Raw genomic sequence first — 19834 nt, 5'->3', positions numbered from 1 at the left:
TATGCAAACTAAAAGAGTAAACGACGAAATGTTAAAAAACATAAAAGGTTATGAAAATAGAAAAGCTTACGTTGCACCATTTAGTAGTTTAAGTGCTGATAAATTAGGTAATGTTGACAGTGACAACTTAAAGGAGCACGTAAGAAGAACAAAATTAGTTTCTTCTTTAAGAGAAGCTATAGAAAAATGTGAAATAAAAGATGGAATGACAATATCTTTCCACCACCATTTTAGAGCTGGGGATAAGTTATTAATGCAAGTTGTTGATATATTAGCAGAAATGGGAGTTAAAAACTTAAGAATAGCTGCTTCTTCATTAACAAGTGCTCATAATGGTCTTGTTGCTCACATTGAAAACGGTGTCGTAAATAGAATAGAAACTTCAGGACTTAGAGGAAAATTAGCTCAAGCTGTTTCTGAAGGAATACTTGAATATCCAGCTGTTATACGTTCTCATGGAGGTAGAGCAAGAGCCATATCTTCAGGAGATGTTAAAATAGACGTAGCATTTTTAGCTGCATCTTCAGCCGACTGCATGGGGAACGCTAACGGTGTTAAAGGAAAATCTATATGTGGTGCTATGGGATATGCTAAGGTTGATGCACAATATGCTGAAAAAGTTGTAGTTGTAACTGATACATTAGTTCCTTATCCAAATTTCCCACAAAGTATACCTCAAACTCAAGTTGACTATGTTGCAGTAGTTGATGAAGTTGGAGATTCTTCAGGAATAATGTCTGGAGCTACTAGATTTACAAATAACCCTAAAGAGTTATTACAAGCTAAGAGAGTTGTAGATGTTATGAAAGCTTCTGGATTATTCGTAGATGGATTCTCAATGCAAACTGGTTCTGGTGGAGCATCACTTGCTGTTACTAGATTCGTTAAAGAAGAAATAAAGAAAAGAGATATAAAGTTAAGCTATGCATTAGGTGGTATAACAGCACCAATGGTAGAGTTATTAGAAGAAGGTTTAGTTGATCAGTTATTTGATACACAAAGTTTCGACTTAACTGCAGCTGAATCAGTAGGAAGAAATGAAAAACACGTTGAAGTAAGTGCTGACTTCTACGCTTCTATAGGAAATAAATCGGCAGCTGTTAACAAATTAGACTTTGTTATATTATCAGCTCTTGAAATAGATACAGATTTCAATGTTAACGTAATATCTGGTTCTGATGGAGTTATAAGAGCAGCGTCAGGTGGACACAGTGATACAGCTGCAATGGCTAAAATGTCTATACTTGTTGCACCACTAACAAGAGGTAGATTATCTACAATAATAGATAAGGTTACAACTGTTGTAACTCCAGGAAGTACAGTAGACGTAGTTGTTACAGATTACGGAGTAACTGTTAACCCAGGTAGAAAAGACTTATTAGAAAAGTTCAAAGCTGCTAACCTTCCATTAATAACTATGGAAGAATTAAGAGCTATGGCTACAAGATTAGTTGGAACACCAAAAGAAATAGAGTTTACAGATGAAGTAGTTGCTGTAGTTGAATACAGAGATGGAAGCATCATAGACACTATAAGAAAAATAAAAAAGTAGATTAAGTATAAAAATCGATGGATAAGTTTTTCCATCGATTTTTTTTATTTATACGAAAATCATAATAGTAATATATATTTTATACAGATTTAGGGAATTATAAATTAGTACTTAAAAATATATAAGGAGAAATAAATATGGAGAATAACATGGCAATAGAATATCCAATGTTTTGCTATCAATGTGAGCAAACAGCTGGAGGAAAAGGATGTACTAAGATTGGTGTTTGTGGTAAAACACCTGAAATAGCAGTACTTCAAGATTTACTTATATTTCAAATAAAAGGAATAAGTTGTTATGCAAAATAAATAGTTGAAAAAGGTGAAAATGTAGATAAAGATATAGTTAGTTTTGTAGAAAATTCATTATTTACAACTTTAACTAATGTAAATTTTGATGCAGATGTACATGTAAAAATGTTAAAGGAGTCTCAAAAGATAAAAGAAACTTTAAGAAGTAAAGTTGGAATCATAAAAAATAATACAGAACATGCTACATATAACTTAAGTGATACAAAGGCTGAAATGTTAAAAGATGCAAAAAAAGCAGGTATAATGTATGATTAACAATTAGACCCAGATATACGATCATTAAGACAAACTATAGTATATGGTTTAAAAGGAATATCAGCATATGGTCATCAAGCAAGAGAACTTGGATATTATGATGATCAAGTAGATAATTTTTACATAAGAGTATTAGAAGCAACAACTGATGATAATTTAGGTGTAGAAGAATTAATAAGATGGACTATGAGAACTGGAGATATGAGTGTTGCTGTTATGAAAAAGTTAGATGAAGCTAATACTACAGTTTATAAAAATCCATCACCACATAAAGTAAATGTGCATATGAAAAAAGGTCCATTTATAGTAGTATCAGGACATGATTTATGGGATTTACAAATGTTACTTGAACAAACAGAAGGTAAAGGAATAAATATATATACACATGGTGAAATGATACCTTGTCATGTATATCCAGAATTAAAAAAATATCCTCATTTAGTAGGTAACTTTGGTGGAGCATGGCAAGACCAACAAAAAGAATTTGATAATATACCTGGATGTATATTAATGACAACTAACTGTTTAATGAGACCTAGAGAAACATATAAAGATAGAATTTTTACGACAAGTGTAGTAGGATGGGACGGAGTACAATACATAAGCGTAAATGAAGACGGTAAAAAAGATTTTACTCCAATAATAGAAAAAGCTCTAGAACTTGGTGGATATGAAGAAGATCAAGAACCTCATGAAATATTAGTAGGATTTGGACATCATGCAACACTTTCTCATGCAGAAGAAATCGTTAATGCAGTTAAAGAAGGTAAAATAAGACATTTCTTCTTAATAGGTGGATGCGATGGAGCAAGACCTGGAAGAAATTATTATACTGAATTTGCTAAAAAAGTACCAAAAGATTGTGTGATACTTACATTAGCTTGTGGTAAATATAGATTCAATAAACTAGAATTTGGAGAAGTAGCAGGGCTTCCAAGACTATTAGATGTTGGTCAATGTAATGATGCTTATTCAGCAGTTAGAATTGCAACAGCACTTGCAGATGCTTTTGGAACTGATGTAAATGGATTACCATTATCGTTAATAATATCTTGGTATGAACAAAAAGCAGTAGCAGATTTATTAGCATTATTATCTCTTGGAATAAAAGGAATATACCTAGGACCTACACTTCCTGCATTCTTAAGCCCTAATGTACTTCAATATTTAGTTGATACATTTGATTTAAGAACAATAAGTACACCAGACGATGATTTAAAAACTTGCTTACAACAAGGATTAAAATAAAAATATATGTTATTTAATTATGTATAATTAAGCTCTAAAAATAACTGTAGAATAAGAATTTGAATAATTTAAATTCCTAGGTACAGTTATTTTTTATTTTATTAAAATTTGTAACTTATGTTACAGAAATATAAACTAAACTATTATATATTCAATTACAGTAATCACAAATGTGATTACTTAAATTAAGAAAATAAAAGAGTATATAAAATACACTTTAAAATAGGAGGAATAAAAATGAGTTTATTTTTAGGAAAGATACATTATTGGTTATTTAATAAAATATTATGGTTTGAAGGATTAGAAGATGAAATAATTAAATTAGCTAAAAATGAAGGTTTAGATATAGAAAGTTTAACAAATGAAATTAATCTAAAATATGAAGAAAAACTTCCAAATAAAAATTTAGAAGATATGATAGATACTGGTAATATACACGGATGGTTACAAAGTAAAATACATTCAGCAGAAGGAAGAATGGCTATATTAACAAAATCTATATTAAAAAATAATGAAAATTCACTAGCAAAAATAGAAAAAATATATACATTTCAAGGTATTAAAGCAGCTAAAGAAGTTAAACAAAGTAAAAATCTTACAACTGCGACAGAAATATATACAAGTATTAATGACTATATATTAGATGGTATGCCATGCGATAGAGTAAATCAAATAATAACTTCAGAAGATGATAAAGTAGAATGGATAAGAAGAATATGTGTACACAAAGATATATGGGATAAAGAAAATATTGATGTTGATATATTCTATAAATTAAGAAATTTATGGATAAAAGCTTTTGTAAGTGAAGTTAATAGTAATTTTAATTATATTGAAAAAGAAGATAAAACTTATGTTATAAGTAAGAAAAATTAAAAGTATACAAAAATAATATACAACAGGGAGATTTCGAATGAATGCAATAGAAATAATGAATGAAGAACATCAATATATAAAACGTATGCTAAAAGTAGTTAGAGCTGTAAGTTTTAAAGTATTGCAAGGTGAAGATATAAATTATTATGATTTTGAATTAATAATAGATTTTATATCAAATTATGCGGATGCTCATCATCATAAAAAAGAAGAAAAGATGCTTTTTAATAAGATGATTGAAAACTTAGGGGAGGTAGCTGAAAGAGTTATAAAAAATGGAATGCTTGTAGAACATGAATTAGGTAGATTATATATAAGAGACTTAAAACAAGCTTTAGTAAACTTAAAGTCAGGTTATGAAGAATCTAAGTTAGATGTAATAGCAAATGCTATATCTTATACGCATTTACTAGAAAGACATATTGATAAAGAAGATAAAGTCATATATAAGTTTGCACAAAGAGAACTAGATAAAAGTATATTAAGCACAATAAATGAAGAGTGTATAGAATTTGAAGAAAATAACTTAAATGTTAAGGATAGATGTATATTAATACTAAAAAACTTAGAAAATAAATATGTTAAATAAAATATGGAGGTAATTAATATGAATCCTATAAATATAAATAAAATAGATACAAATAGAGAGTTTTTAGTAGTAAATGAAAAATTTAAAACCTTATTTTTTAAATTTGAAAAAGATAAAGGACTTCCAAATCATTCACATAATGGTTATGCGACTATACAAGTTTTAGATGGTATTATAGATATAGAATTTGTAGGCGGAGAAAAATTTGAATTAAGAGAAGGGGATTTTTTACCTTTTGATGCAAGAGTAGAACACAATGTAATAGCAAGGGTAACAAGTAAAGTACTAGTTACGATATCTTTTTATTTATAAAGATATTATATTACTATTAATAAGCTTTGTACAATGTTACATAAATGTTATATTAGATATAAATACTGTAAGGTTAATGGATGGAAGCAAAGTTATTTAAAATATAAAATAATATTGTAATAAAACTTAATTGAATTTGGAGGAAGTTATGTTAAAAGTAATAAACTTAAAGAAAGAGATTAGAAATAGTAAAAATACATTTGAAATCTTAAAAGAAATAAATTTAGAAGTAAAAAAGTGAGTTTATTTCTATAATGGGACCATCGGGAGCAGGGAAAACTACTTTATTAAATATTTTATCAACAGTAGATAAGCCTACATAAGGAAATGTATATTATGAAGGTAAGGATGTAGGTAAATTAAATAATAAAGAACTATCTAAATTTAGAAGAGAAAATATAGGATTTATATTTCAAGACTATAATTTATTAGATAGTATGAGTATAGAGGATAATATTGCTTTGCCACTTATTATTTCAAATGAAAAGCAAGATAAAATAAAATCAGAAGTAATGAGACTCGCTAAATTATTTGGAATAGAAAATCAACTAAAAAAATATCCATATGAATTAGCGGGTGGTAAAAAACAAAGAGTTGCAACAGCTAGAGCACTAATAACATCACCAAGTATTATATTTGCAGATGAGCCTACAGGAGCACTTGATTCTAAATCTTCAACAGAACTACTAAGTTGATTAAATAATATGAATAAAAAGTTTAATGTTACTGTTATAATGGTTACTCATGATCCATTTAGTGCAAGTTATTCTAAAAAAGTAATATTTATAAAAGATGGAAGATTAAATGCAAGAATAGATAATAGTGGAAATAGAAAAGAGTTTTATAACAATATAATGAATTTACTTACTGCTATGGGAGGTGAAATAAATGAAATTGTTTAAATTGTCATTAATGAATTTAAAGCAAAATATAAAAAACTATGGAATGTATATATTCTCAATGATACTTTCTATTGTAGTTTTTTATAATTTTGAAACCTTAGTATTTAGTAATCAATTTAAGCAATTAGAAAACTTAGAAGTAGCATCATCTATAGCAGGAGTATCAGCAGTAGTGCTTTCTTTATTTCATATTCAAGTAGATTCTTTATAGAACAAAGAAAAAAAGAATTTGGAATTTATACTTTTATGGGTGTTGAAAATAATAAAATAGCTTTTTTATTTACTCAAGAAGGACTATTAATAGGAATAGTTGCTCTTGTTGGAGGTATATTGGGGGGGGGATTATAAGTAATAAATTATTTTTAATGGCACTAGCTAAGATTTCATTTGTAAATAAGTCAATTAAATTTGAAATATGTATGCCAGGAGTAATAATAACATTAATTATGTTCTTAGTTATATTGGTATTTGTATTTATAAAAGAATATATAAGTTTAGTAAATACAGATATAACTAAGCTTATATATGCAACTAGTATATATCAAAATGAAAATAATAAAAATAAAACTTATAAAGGTATACTAGGACTTATTGTTATAATAATAGCTTACGTTATTATACTTTATTATAAGAAATTTAATATACAGTTTCCAATTGCTATAATGATTACAGTTCTAATGGTTATACTAGGAACAACATTATTATTTAAAGGATTCTTTACTTTTATAGTTTCAAAACTAATAGATAATAAAAACTTTTTATATAAAGGAACTAATGTACTTAGTTATAATAATATAATTTTTAGGATAAGAGATAATAATAAGGTTTTAGGTCAAATTGCAATTCTAATAACATGTTGTTTAACTTCAGCTATAGTAGCAATAACAACTAAAAGCTTATTAGTACAAGGAAAAGATAGTGAGTATCCATATAGCTTGACTTATATAGGAGATATAAATAATGAAGTTGTAAATAATGCAATTAATTTAAGTAAGGAAAAAATAGATTATAAGCTTACTACAGAGGTCATACCTTATGAAGTAGAATCTTCTCAAATACCGCTTGCAAATAATATTAATATAATAAAATTCTCAGAGATTGAAAATATAGTAAACAATAGAGAATTAAATGATAAAATATTAAAGCATAATTTAAAAAACAACCAAGCATTATTAATTCTACCTAAAAACTATGTTAATGGATTTAACTTTAATATAAGTATAGATATAAATGGAGAAAAATTTAATATAATTGATTCAGCTCCACTTAGTTTGTTTGGACTATTTAAAGAAAATAAGATAACTTTAGCAGTAAATAACAGTGCTTACAATGAGTTAAGTAAAACAATAGGAAAAGATAAGTTTAATATAACTACGATTACATTAAAGAACTTTGATAATACAAAAGAAATAGCAAGTTATATAAGAAATAATAGTGATATAGATTTATATAGTGTAAATGAATTTAATCCCAATGATTATGGATTTATAAATGCAATTTACTTTATAGGACTATTTTTAGCATTAGTGTTTGTTATATCTGTTGGAAGTATAATGTACTTTAAATGCATATCAGACGCTAGTAAAGATAAGAGAAGATTTGATATTTTAAGAAGAATAGGAACAAATCAAAAATATATAAATAAAGCTATATATAAACAAATTGGTATTTTCTTTATGATTCCAGCATTAGTATCTACTCATAGTATAGTAGCTGGATATGCTATAACTGATTTGTTTAATCAAAATAGTATATTACTAACTTCAACCACAATAGTTAGTTTTTTAGCTATATACTTAATATATTATATATTAACAGCTAGAAAATATATAAAGTTTAACTAAATAAGATATAGAAATATAAAAATCTAGTTATTAGTAAAATTAAAGCTTTTAACTAGATTTTTACTTTATATTAACTTACCTAGATTATTATAAAATCAAGTATAAATAATATTATTATAAATACATTAATAAATGAAAATAATAAATACAAAAGATATAAATTTATAAATGAACTTGATAGGAGATAATTGACATGGATAAGTTATATGACGTAATAATAATCGGTGGAGGACCGTCTGGATTATCTGCTGGAATTTATGCAGGAAGATCAGTCTTAGATACATTAATAATAGAAAGGAATACTTAGGTGGTCAAGCTGTTACAACTTTTGAAATTGTAAATTATCCTGGAATAATAGAAACTGATGGACCTAGTTTAATTGATACTATGAGAAAACAAGCTGAAAGCTTTGGTGTTAATTTTGAGTATAGTGAAGTAATATCTATGGAGTTAGATAAAAAAATAAAAATAATAAAAACTAAAAATGCTGTTTTTAAAACTAAATCAATTATAATTGCCACTGGAGCAAAGCCTAGAAAAGTAGGTTTTAAAGGTGAAGATAAATTTTATGGAAAAGGTGTGTCTTATTGTGCAACTTGCGATGGTAACTTTTATAGAAATTTAGATGTATTCGTAATAGGTGGAGGATATTCTGCAGCTGAAGAATCTTTATTCCTTGCAAGAATTGCAAGAAAGGTGACTATATTTGTTAGAAAGCCTAAGTTCTCTTGTGCAAAATCTATTGCAAATAGAGTTTTAGAAAATGATAAAATAGAAGTTAAATTTAATACTGAAATAGTAGAACTAGGAGGAGAAGCTCAACCAACATATATAGAGTATATAAATAATATTACAAATGAAAAAAGTAGATATGAACTTTCAAAAGAAGATAGAGCTTTTGGCTTATTTGTTTTAGCAGGCTATATACCAGCTACTGATATATTTAAAGATATTATAGATTTAGATGATTATGGATATATTACCACTGATGATAATATGAATACAAATATAAAAGGAGTTTATGCTTGTGGAGATTTAAGACAAAAATCCCTTAGACAAGTAGTTACAGCAGTATCTGATGGAGCAATAGCTGCAACTGAATGCGAAAAATATATAGACGAAAATAAACATTTATTTAAAGATATATATTAAAAATTAAAATTATAAATAAAATATACCCTAATTTATAGGAGATATTTTATTTATAATTTATATAAGTTAATTATATCTAAAGCTTTTCTTTTTATTTCATCTATAGCTTCAATAGGGTGTATTATTTCAATATCCTTACCATATCCAAAAGCAAATTCTATTCCTTGAAATAAAGAATCAAAGCTTATATCAATATAATTGTTATTTTCTTTAAGAATAGTAATAAATGGCCTTGATTTTATATGATTTATAATAGAAGGATTAACCTTAAACGTAAAATTATATTTAGGTATTAAATTTTTAAATTTAGTTGTACTACATTTCCAATAATTTTCTAAATTAAAACATTTAGGTCTATCAAACTTTTCTTTATTTAAAATTACAGACTCAATAGAGCTAACTTTATAAGTTTTGATAATGTCATTATTTTCACCTATAACATACCAAGTACCTCTTTTACAAACTAGACCAAAAGGCTTTAAGATTACTTCTTTTGTTTCATCTATTTTTCTATATATCATTTTTAAGATATTATGATTCCAAATTCCTTTTTGCAAAATACCTAAAACATATTTATTAGTAGTAATAGGGCTTTTGCTCCAAGTATGCATATCAATATAAATGTAGTTTTGAATATTTTCAATTTCTTTTATCTGATCAATAGAAGAATTTTCTAGAATTTTTAGCATAGTAGAATCTTTTAATTTTTCAATACCTAAGTCCTCTAAAATTTTATTTCCAGATGGTAAAAATAAAGAATAAAGTTCATTTTTATTAATGCCAGTTAAATTAGTTTTATAATCACCTAAAAGCCTTATGCCGCCATTAGTTCCTCTATTGGTGAATATTGGGATACCTAGGGAACTTAAAGAGTCGATATCTCTATAAATAGTTCTAACAGATACTTCTAACCTTTTAGCTAAATCACTTGCTGTTAATTGTTTATGTATTTGTAATAACATTAAAATTGAAATTAATCTATCTGCTTTCATAAAATTTCCTCTCTAATATGACATAAGATGTCAGTTATTATATATTATAATCTATTTTCTATCAATATATAAGTATAATAAAGGAGAATAAATATGAATGGAAAAATAATACTAAACTTAGCAATGAGCATAGATGGATATATAGCAGATGAAGAGGGTGGATATAATTGGATAATTGGAAATAACAATAGCTTGCTAGATACAGAAAATAAATGGAGCCATGATGAGTTTCTAAAAGATATAGATATAGTAGTAATGGGAAAAAGATGTTATGAGCAAAATATGCATAAAGAGTACAAAAATAAGAAGGTATACGTAGCAACTTCAGAAGATAAAGAAGATTTTGATAATATTCATTTTATAAATAATGAAATATGTAATGTAATATTAGACTTAAAAAATAAAGGGCAGAATATATACTTATTCGGCGGAGGGGTTCTTATAGATGAATTTATTAAAGAAAATATTATAGATGAGTATATATTTGGAATAATACCTACAGTTCTAGGAAAAGGTAGACCTTTATTTTTAGGTAATAATACTAAAATAGACTTACATTTGGATTATTATTCAATAGAAGATGGAATTATAATTTTAAAATACTTAAAGATAAATAAGTAAACTAAAACTATAGCTGTAAGCATTAGTATAAGCTTATAGCTATAATTTTAATTTAATAAGTAATTAATTGAAGCAATTATGATTTAGTTTATTTATATCATTTATTATTTTAACTATTTCACTAGGCGATTCAACTATATCATTTTCTAGCCATACCTGTATAATAGCTAAAATACCACCAACGGAATATCTTATTAAATAATCAAAATTAAATTCATTAATATTATTAGATCGACTAATAACTTGCTCAATATTTGCTTTACTTGATATATATAATATTTTATCAATTATTCTAGAATCTCTTTGTCTACAGAATAATATTTTGCATAAATCTTTATTTTTAGCAATTAACCCAAGTACTTTTATTAACAATGCATCTGTATATTCCTCAAAAGGCGTTTCATTTAAATATTCAATTACTTTATCAAATAATTCATCTTCCATAGATTGTAAAAGATCAAATGCATCATTATAATGAGTATAAAAAGTTCCTCTATTAATATCGGCCTTTTTACATATATTAGTAACTGTAATTTCATGAATTTCATTCGTTTGAAGTAATTCAATTAAACTTTCCTTAATAACCTTCTTAGTATATATAACTCTACGATTTCCTTTAACTCCAGACATCTAAATACTCCTTAAGATAAATATTTTATATAAGTCAATTTTAAGTAAGATGTTATTAAATAAACAAAAAATAAAAAAATGTCTATTTAATAACGGTATGGTTTTATATGACTATTGTCTATAATTTCTTAAATATTTATAATATATTATAGTATTAAATATACAAAGTGTCTATTTAATAACTTGTATAACAATATGTATTTATCATAAAAAGGGAGGTTAAAATGTCATATATAGAAGTTATTGATACATATAAGAGATATAAAGTCGGAGACGATATAATAGTAGCTAATAACGGAATTAACTTTTCTATTGAAAAAGGGGAGTTTGTTGTAATATTAGGACCAAGTGGTGCAGGAAAATCTACTGTACTTAATATACTTGGTGGAATGGACTCATGTGATGAAGGTAAGATTATAATTGATAAAACAGATATATCAAAGTTTAGTAATAAGCAACTTACTAAATATAGAAGACATGATGTAGGATTTGTATTTCAATTTTATAATTTAGTACAAAACTTAACAGCGAAAGAAAATGTAGAGTTAGCCACACAAATTTCAAAGGATTCGCTTGATGTAGATGAAACACTTGATTTAGTAGGTCTTAGTCATAGAAAAGATAATTTCCCATCTCAATTATCGGGTGGTGAACAACAAAGGGTTTCTATAGCAAGAGCAATTGCAAAGAATCCTAAAATTTTACTTTGTGATGAACCAACAGGAGCACTTGATTATAAAACTGGAAATCAAGTTTTAAAAACGCTACAAGATACTTGCAGAAATACGGGAACTACAGTTATTGTGATTACACATAACTCAGCAATAGCACCAATGGCTAATAGAGTTATAAGAATTAATGATGCGAAGGTCAGAAGTATTGAAGTAAATGAAAATCCACTTCCAATTGAAAATATTGAGTGGTAGAGGTGAAATGTGAAAAATAGTAAAGCATATAAGAAATCCATTATAAGAGAAATTTTATCTTCAAAAGCCAGATTTGCTTCAATATTAATAATTATTTTGTTAGGTGTAGCTTTTTATGCAGGAATTAAATCATCTGGTCCTGATATAAATGAATCTGTAAACGAATTTTATAATAGTCAAAAACTTATGGACAGTAAAATAGTATCAAGTTTAGGATTGACAGAAGGTGATTTAAACTTACTTGAAAATAATGATAAGATACTAGATTACTATGCTTCTCATACAATAGATGCTAATCTTACTAATAAAAATAGTGTAGTAAAATTTATGGAGTATAATAAAGATAATAATATAAATGACTACATTATATTAGATGGAAACCTACCTCAAAATAGTGGTGAAATAGCATTAGATGAACAAGCTTTAAAGGTAGATAAGAGTTTGAAAATTGGAGATACTTATGTAATTGATACAGATGAAGAAACTATGAATTCTTTTAAGCAAAAGGAATTTAAAATCGTTGGTATAGTAAGAAGTCCTATGTATATGGAAAAAGAATCAAGGGGAACAACAACTATTGGAAAAGGGACTATTGATTACTTTGCTTTATTAAATAGTAAAGACATAGAAGTGGACGCTTATACAGAAATATATGTAAGATTTAAAAATCTTCAAAACATAGACACTTACAGTGATGAGTATAAAGATAAAATGGAGGAAAACACTAAATATCTTGAAGCTTTATATTCAAAAAGAGGTTTAGAGAGAGTTGAAGAAATAAAGAAAGACGCTCAAGAAGAGCTTGATAAAGCGTATAAAGAAATAAAAGAAAATGAATCTAAACTTTTAAGTGCTCAAAAAGAAATAGAAGATGGTAAAGTAAAGCTTGAAGATGGTAAAGTTAAGTATGATCAAAGTTTAAAAGAATATAAAAATCAGATAAAAGAAGGTGAAGCAAATATTTCACAAGGAAAAAGTGAAATAAGTGCAGCACAAAGTGAGATTGAAAAGCAAAAGAAATCTATTGAAGAAGGTAAACTTAATCTTATCAATGCCAAGAATACATTAGATAATACAAAACAAGAGTTTTTAAATTTAGGTATTGATCCAGATCAAGATTTAAATGATTTAAAAAATAATATATCTAGTGAAATGCCTAATTTTGAAACTTTACTAGATGGAATTGTAAGTTATCAAGAAGGTAAAGTACAATATGAAACACAGTTAAGTGTACTTACTGAAGGTGAAGTAAAACTTAAAGAATCTCAAGAACAGTTAAATAGTGCCAAAGCTGAACTTTCAAAAGGAGAAATTGAACTAGAGAAAGGCAAACTAAAAGGACAAGCAGAACTTGATAAGGCTAAAGTACAACTAGCAGATTCAGAAAAAAGTTTAATTGATGGTGAAAAAGAAATAGATGAAAATAAAGCTAAATTAACTGAAGCTAAAGAAAACATAAAAAAAGAAGAGGATAAACTTAATGATATAGAAGAAGGAAAGTATTACTTCTTTGATAGAAATGATAATGTTGGATATTCGGGTCTTAAAGATGCAATAAATAGTTTAGATAGTATAGCATCAGTTTTACCAGTATTTTTCTTCTTAGTAGCTATTATGATTTGTTTAACAACAATGACAAGAATGGTAGAAGAAAATAGAGGTGAAATAGGAACTCTTAAAGCCCTAGGATATAATAACTTTGAAATATCTAGAAAGTTTGTAGTTTATGCATCTTTAGCTAGTATCATAGGTAGTGTACTTGGTATCTTAATAGGATGTACTATACTTCCTAATGTAATTAATGAATCATATAAAAGTTTATATAATTTACCAAGATTAACTGTATACTATTATCCATCATATATAGTTCAATCTATATTAATATCAATATTATGTACAGTTGGTGCTGCACTATTCGTATTAAGTGTTGAACTTAAAAGTACACCATCTAATCTTATGAGACAAAAGGCACCAAAGCTAGGTAAGAAAATACTATTAGAAAGAATTAAACCTTTATGGAGTAGGTTAAACTTTAATCAAAAAGTTACATTTAGAAATATCTTTAGATATAAGCAACGTATGATAATGACAGTACTTGGAATCTCCGGGTGTATGGCAATGCTTATTACAGGATTTGCCCTGAAGGATTCTAATACAGTTATACTAGAAAAACAATTTGATAAATTATGGAAGTATGATGCTATGGTGATTTTTGATGACACTTATAATAAAGAAGAAAATAAAGAATATAACAATACTTTAAATAATTTAAAAGGATATGAAAGTAAATTAAATATACATCAAGAATCGGTTACATTTAGTAAAGAGGGAATGAATAAGCAAAGTGTTAGTTTATATGTTCCAGAAAGTACAGATAGGTTTGATAATTTCATAGTATTAAATAATAGAAAATCTAGGGAAAAATATAAAATATCAGATGATGGCGTTATTATAAGTGAAAAGTTAGCTAATTTATTAGGTACATCAGCTGGTGATACCATAACTATGAAAGATGAAAACAATGACTTATTAGATGTAAAAGTTTCTAATATATCTGAGAATTATCTGTCACATTATATGTATATGTCTCCTTCATATTACAAAGAGATATTTGGCAAAGATGCAGAGTACAATTCACAATTTTTAAACTTTAATAAAGGTATAGATAAAGAAGAAGTTTCTAATAAGCTTATGGATTGTGAAAATGTTATAAATGTTACATTAATGTCAGATATAAAAGCTTCTAGTGAAGAATCTAGTGCAAATTTAAATATGGTTATGTTAGTAATAATAATATCTGCAGGAAGTCTTGCTTTTGTAGTTTTATACAATTTAAATAACATAAACGTATCAGAGCGTATAAGAGAATTATCTACTATAAAAGTATTAGGATTTTATGATAATGAAGTTACTATGTATATATTAAGAGAAAATGTAATACTTACATTATTTGGAATACTAGCCGGATCATTCTTAGGAAAGATACTTCATGCCTTTATACTTTACACATCAGAAACAGACACTATGATGATGTATCCAGATATATTTATAAATAGTTATGTATTTTCTGCTTTAATAACAATGTTATTCTCAATGATAGTTATGATTATGATGCATAATAAGTTAAAGAAAGTTGATATGATAGATGCGTTAAAGTCTAATGAATAATAATAAATTAAAAGAGCAATTATTTTATAGTTTAAAATAATTGCTCTTTTATAAGAATGCAAAGCGAATTTATTTGAAATTATTATATATAGATAGAATAAATATTTTTTTAATATAAAATTATCTCCATGTTAATTCTAACTAGCATAATAGATTAAATTAATATATACTGAAATAGTAAATAGCAAAAAAACAGAAATTTGTCTTAATATCAAAATTTAAAGGTGAATTATGATAAAATAAATATATAAAAATGATTTTAGTGTATTTATATTTTCATTTATGAAAGTTGATACAAGTTATGCAAATATAAGTGAAAGTCTTAACTTCAAAAATATAACAATTGAAGATGGATTATCTCAATCAACAGTAGAAGCTATATATCAAGATAGTAGAGGATATATATGGATAGGCACTAATGATGGTTTAAACAGATATAATGGATATGAGTTTAAGCATTATAAACACGATAAGTATGATGAAAATTCGATAGCAAATAATTATATAGTTGATATTATAGAAGATAAAAATGGATACATATGGGTTTCAACGATAGGAGGACTAAGTAAAATAAATCCTGATACAGATAAGGTAAAGAATTACTATTCAAAAGAAGATAGTGGTAATTTATCTAATAATAACTTATGGCAAATTCTTTGTACTAAAGATAATAAAATAATTGCATCTACAGTAGATGGTCTTAATTTATATGATGAAAAAAATGATAAGTTTGTTAGGGTTTTAGAAAATGAACTTCCTAGTCAATATATATATTCGGTTAAAGACGATTTATATGGGAATATATGGGTTGGAACAGATAATGGATTAATAGAATTAAATAAAGATTTAGAGATAATTAAACGATATGAAGATACAATTGGAAATAGTGAAGTATATAATATATATGATGATTCAAAAGGGAATATATGGATTTGTACATTAGATAATGGATTATTTAAGATAAAATTAGATGATAAAAGTATTGATAACTACAAAAATAGTGAAAATAAATTTTCAATCCCAAGTAATAATACAAAAGATATATTACTTGATTCAAAAGGAAAGCTTTGGATTGCTACTGATAAAGGTATTTGTAACTTTGATTATGAGAAAGAAGTATTTACAACCTATAATAAAGAACCATATGAAAACAATAGTTTGATAGATGATGAAACATTTTGTTTACTAAAAGATAGCAGTGGACTTATATGGGTAGGTACTTATAGTGGTATATCATTATTTAATCCAAATAGTAACTTTATTCATTTTAAATCTAATCCATATGATGAAAATAGTTTAAGTGGAAATATAATTCATGGTATATATGAATATGATAATAAAACGTTATGGATAGGTACTAATGAAAATGGAGTAAATGTTATAAATGGAGATATAATAAAACATTTAAATAAAGAAAATAGTAATATTATTAGTGACTTAATAGAAGATATAACTGGATTTAATAACTATGTATTTATAGGTACGAATGAAGGATTATCGGTTTTAGTTCAAAATGATGATAAAGGGTATACTATAACCAATTATACAGATAAAGATGGTTTGCCATCAAATAAAATAAGGTCTTTATTTATAGACTCTAAAGGTTACCTATGGATAGGAACTAATAAAGGATTAGCGATATTAGATGTAAATAATGAAAAAATTATAGATGTTACATATATACTTGATAACATAGGAGTATCAGATAAATTTATAAGAGCTGTATATGAAGATTCAAAAGGAAATTATTATATTGGATGCTTCTTAGAAGGAGGATTAATTAAAATAAATCCAGACACTAAGGAGTATAAAATATATCAAAATAATGATAATGATAGTATAAGTAACAACTCTATAAGATATATAACTGAAGATTTAAATGGAAATATATTAGTTGGAACTAGTCATGGTATTAATATCCTAAATTTAAGCACAGATAAATTTAAGCATTATACAGAAAATGATGGTTTAATAAATAATACTGTATATGGAATATTAGTTGATAAAAATAATGATATATGGATGAGTACAAATGGTGGTATATCTAAATTTTCAATCAAAGAAGGAGCATTTAGCAATTTTACAGTTACAGATGGTATTCAGTCTAATGAATTTAATGGAAGGTCATGTTTTAAAAGCAAAGATGGATCTATATATTTCGGTGGTATAAATGGATTTAATGTTCTTAATATAGATGATATAGAGTTATCTACATTTGAGCCAAAAGTTATATTTGATAACTTTGAGATAAATGGTATAAATGAAAAATATATATCAAATATAAAGCTTAAATTTAATCAAAATAATATAAAAATAAGCTTTTTTACAAATGACTATAAAAATACAAAAACAACTAAATATTACTATAAGTTAGAAGGCTTAGAAGATAATTGGAGTGTAACTAATAGCAATTCACTTGTATTTGCAAGTTTAGCACCAGGAGATTATACTTTAAAAGTAAAAACAATAACACATCATGGAGTAGAAAGTGAAGAAAGCTCTGTAATTTTTACTATTAATCCAGCTATTTGGAAAAGTAAATATGCTATATTCATTTATTATATTTTAATAATTTTAGCAATATATGCATATGCAAATAAGGTTAAAAAGTTAGATAGATTAGTTAATAAAAGAACTTATGAGTTAAGAAAAGAAATGGATAAAAATGAACAATTGTTCAATCAAGTACTAGAATTAGAAAAAAATAAAAATAATTACTTTATTAATCTATCACATGAGCTGAGAACTCCTTTGAATGTATTAAGTAGTATAAATCAATTAATAAGATCATTTATTAAAAATGATAAATTTATAACTATTGAAAAACTTTCTTATTATATGGATATAATGGATAGAAACTGTAATAGATTATTGGGATTAATAAACAATTTAATTGATTATACAAAGATTGAAAATAATAACTATATAATACATAAACAAAGAGAAGATATAGTTTATTTGGTTGAAGAAACAGTTCTTGATATGAAAGATTATATAGAAGAAAAAGGACTTGAATTGATTTTTGATACTGATGTAGAAGAAAAGTCAATTATATGTGATAAATTTGATATAGAAAGGTGTATTATAAATTTAGTTGGCAATGCTGTTAAATTTACACCGAAAGGAGGATTAATTGAAGTATTAATAGAGGACTTAGGTGATAAAGTAAAGATAGTTGTAAAAGATAATGGAATAGGTATTAGTGAAGAAAATCAAAATATAATTTTTGATAGATTTAATCAAGTGGTAGATAAAAATTCCGAACAAAAAGGTGGAAGTGGACTGGGACTTACTATAACTAAACAACTTATTGCACTTCATGGTGGATATATATGTAAATAGTAAAGTTGGTTTAGGGAGTGAGTTTATAATAGTACTTCCTGTATACAGTGAGTAAATAATATAACAAATAATTATATATAACAATTGAAGAGCTAAATTATTGAGTAATAATTTAGAGAGTATAGTTAATAAAATAAAAGTAAAAATACCTAGTAGAAATAAAGATAATATATAAAAAAGAAATTATTGTATATGAATTTTTCTATTAGAAATGATATTTTTATAATAAGATATGTTATATTGATAAAATAAATAAATTAACATAGAAAACAATATGAAAAATATATTACTAGTAGACATATATTATTGTAAAATTGAAAAATAATTATTTTATATGTAACGAGAAAATGAAGGATGATACTATGAAAGGATATCGTAGGTTACAAGAATTAATATAAAAATTATAAAATTATTATATAGGGGTAAGGGAGATTATATATGGAAAGTAATTATAAAGTTGCATATAAAAATGAATGGTATAGATTAAAAAAACTAGATCCATTTGATATATCAAAAAGGCTAGATGTAAAGTATAACAAAGAAAGCAAGCAATTTATTGTAAATTTTTTAAATGAAGATTACATATTAGACATTGAAACTGAAACAATACATAGAGAAAAAGATAAACATGAGCCACTAATTGATGACTCTATAATTATATTAAACTATCTTACATACTCAACTGAAAATATAAACAAAACTAATAAATGGGTAAGCTTAAAAGAAATTCCAAATGGAGGGGCGTTATTTTATCCAGCTTTTTATAATACATCAATAAAAAAACTTATAAATATATTTGGGTATAACATTGATGAATTTGAAAAACGAGTAGTAAACTTAGGAGCAAAATATATTAAATTAGGTGATAAAGGATATGAATTTAAAATACTTCCTAAAATAAGTATCTGCATAGCAATATGGGAAGGTGACGATGAAATTTCACCTAATGCTACTATCTTATATGACTCATCAATATCATATTTAGTACATATAGAAACGGTAATTGGAATAGGGTATTCTATATCTAATAAACTAGTTAATTAAATAAATTATAATAAGCCATAGATATAATTACAAAGTCTTAATTATACCTATGGCTTTTAGTATTAATATA

At 25.7% G+C, this 19834-nt stretch carries 20 protein-coding genes and 1 pseudogene; 19 read left to right on the top strand and 2 right to left on the bottom strand.

Annotation, left to right across the window (positions count from 1 at the left end):
• Position 1 precedes the first annotated feature (1 nt).
• The 14 genes and pseudogenes from citF to EIH23_RS08030 all read left to right on the top strand — a co-directional run bounded on the left by citF (position 2) and on the right by EIH23_RS08030 (position 9041).
• The gene (gene citF, locus EIH23_RS08070; protein WP_122639764.1) at positions 2–1552 is read left to right on the top strand and encodes a citrate lyase subunit alpha; all 1551 of its coding nucleotides are present in this window, start codon (positions 2–4) and stop codon (positions 1550–1552) included.
• A 137-nt stretch (positions 1553–1689) separates the two neighbouring features.
• Entirely contained in the window at positions 1690–1860 is a 171-nt protein-coding gene (locus tag EIH23_RS16905) for a hypothetical protein (RefSeq protein ID WP_330566200.1), read from the top strand.
• Positions 1861–1968: 108 nt separating this feature from the next.
• Positions 1969–2118 carry a hypothetical protein gene (locus EIH23_RS16900; RefSeq protein WP_330566199.1) on the top strand — a complete coding sequence of 50 codons (150 nt, stop codon included), beginning with the start codon at positions 1969–1971 and terminating at the stop codon, positions 2116–2118.
• A gap of 15 nt (positions 2119–2133) precedes the next feature.
• Entirely contained in the window at positions 2134–3366 is a 1233-nt protein-coding gene (gene hcp, locus EIH23_RS08065) for a hydroxylamine reductase (RefSeq protein ID WP_330566204.1), read from the top strand.
• A gap of 237 nt (positions 3367–3603) precedes the next feature.
• Entirely contained in the window at positions 3604–4242 is a 639-nt protein-coding gene (locus EIH23_RS08060; protein WP_122639762.1) for a hypothetical protein, read from the top strand.
• Positions 4243–4279: 37 nt separating this feature from the next.
• On the top strand, positions 4280–4831 hold the full coding sequence (locus tag EIH23_RS08055) for a hemerythrin domain-containing protein (protein WP_122639760.1): 552 nt from the start codon (positions 4280–4282) through the stop codon (positions 4829–4831).
• An 18-nt stretch (positions 4832–4849) separates the two neighbouring features.
• A complete protein-coding gene (locus EIH23_RS08050; RefSeq protein ID WP_122639758.1) occupies positions 4850–5143 on the top strand; it encodes a cupin domain-containing protein in 294 nt (97 codons plus the stop codon).
• Between the two features lie 254 nt (positions 5144–5397).
• Positions 5398–5838, top strand: a pseudogene (locus EIH23_RS16895) (ABC transporter ATP-binding protein).
• Between the two features lie 9 nt (positions 5839–5847).
• A complete protein-coding gene (locus EIH23_RS16890; protein WP_330566198.1) occupies positions 5848–6045 on the top strand; it encodes a hypothetical protein in 198 nt (65 codons plus the stop codon).
• Positions 6032–6256 carry a hypothetical protein gene (locus tag EIH23_RS16440; RefSeq protein ID WP_206425651.1) on the top strand — a complete coding sequence of 75 codons (225 nt, stop codon included), beginning with the start codon at positions 6032–6034 and terminating at the stop codon, positions 6254–6256. The genes EIH23_RS16890 and EIH23_RS16440 overlap by 14 nt, the downstream gene beginning before the upstream one ends.
• On the top strand, positions 6169–6393 hold the full coding sequence (locus tag EIH23_RS17100; RefSeq protein WP_334294988.1) for an FtsX-like permease family protein: 225 nt from the start codon (positions 6169–6171) through the stop codon (positions 6391–6393). Before EIH23_RS16440 ends, EIH23_RS17100 begins: the two co-directional genes overlap by 88 nt.
• Before the next feature lie 17 nt (positions 6394–6410).
• Complete coding sequence (locus EIH23_RS08040) at positions 6411–7889, top strand: ABC transporter permease (protein ID WP_206425649.1); 1479 nt, start codon at positions 6411–6413, stop codon at positions 7887–7889.
• A gap of 193 nt (positions 7890–8082) precedes the next feature.
• A complete protein-coding gene (locus EIH23_RS16565; protein WP_122639757.1) occupies positions 8083–8196 on the top strand; it encodes an FAD-dependent oxidoreductase in 114 nt (37 codons plus the stop codon).
• The gene (locus tag EIH23_RS08030; protein WP_330566203.1) at positions 8157–9041 is read left to right on the top strand and encodes an FAD-dependent oxidoreductase; all 885 of its coding nucleotides are present in this window, start codon (positions 8157–8159) and stop codon (positions 9039–9041) included. The genes EIH23_RS16565 and EIH23_RS08030 overlap by 40 nt, the downstream gene beginning before the upstream one ends.
• Positions 9042–9091: 50 nt before the next feature.
• On the opposite strand, the gene EIH23_RS08025 is transcribed toward EIH23_RS08030, so the two are convergent.
• The gene (locus tag EIH23_RS08025) at positions 9092–10033 is read right to left on the bottom strand and encodes a helix-turn-helix transcriptional regulator (protein WP_122639753.1); all 942 of its coding nucleotides are present in this window, start codon (positions 10031–10033) and stop codon (positions 9092–9094) included.
• Between the two features lie 93 nt (positions 10034–10126).
• Between EIH23_RS08025 and EIH23_RS08020 the strand changes: the two genes are divergently transcribed.
• Positions 10127–10654 (top strand): dihydrofolate reductase family protein, encoded by a 528-nt coding sequence (locus tag EIH23_RS08020; RefSeq protein ID WP_122639751.1) that lies wholly within the window; start codon positions 10127–10129, stop codon positions 10652–10654.
• A gap of 63 nt (positions 10655–10717) precedes the next feature.
• On the opposite strand, the gene EIH23_RS08015 is transcribed toward EIH23_RS08020, so the two are convergent.
• Positions 10718–11284 (bottom strand): TetR/AcrR family transcriptional regulator, encoded by a 567-nt coding sequence (locus EIH23_RS08015; protein WP_122639749.1) that lies wholly within the window; start codon positions 11282–11284, stop codon positions 10718–10720.
• Between the two features lie 224 nt (positions 11285–11508).
• Here EIH23_RS08015 and EIH23_RS08010 point away from each other — a divergent pair, with 224 nt between their 5' ends.
• The 4 genes from EIH23_RS08010 to EIH23_RS07995 all read left to right on the top strand — a co-directional run bounded on the left by EIH23_RS08010 (position 11509) and on the right by EIH23_RS07995 (position 19764).
• Positions 11509–12210 carry an ABC transporter ATP-binding protein gene (locus tag EIH23_RS08010; protein WP_122639747.1) on the top strand — a complete coding sequence of 234 codons (702 nt, stop codon included), beginning with the start codon at positions 11509–11511 and terminating at the stop codon, positions 12208–12210.
• A 9-nt stretch (positions 12211–12219) separates the two neighbouring features.
• Positions 12220–15378: an ABC transporter permease gene (locus EIH23_RS08005; protein WP_122639745.1), complete on the top strand. Its 3159-nt coding sequence runs from the start codon at positions 12220–12222 to the stop codon at positions 15376–15378.
• 282 nt (positions 15379–15660) lie between these two features.
• Complete coding sequence (locus tag EIH23_RS08000; protein WP_243113354.1) at positions 15661–18720, top strand: ligand-binding sensor domain-containing protein; 3060 nt, start codon at positions 15661–15663, stop codon at positions 18718–18720.
• A gap of 438 nt (positions 18721–19158) precedes the next feature.
• Entirely contained in the window at positions 19159–19764 is a 606-nt protein-coding gene (locus tag EIH23_RS07995) for a DUF3786 domain-containing protein (RefSeq protein WP_122639744.1), read from the top strand.
• Positions 19765–19834: the final 70 nt, after the last annotated feature.

The organism is Romboutsia sp. Marseille-P6047, assembly GCF_900604535.1.
GTDB lineage: Bacteria > Bacillota > Clostridia > Peptostreptococcales > Peptostreptococcaceae > Romboutsia_E.
This window is presented reverse-complemented; position numbering and strand designations above follow the sequence as displayed.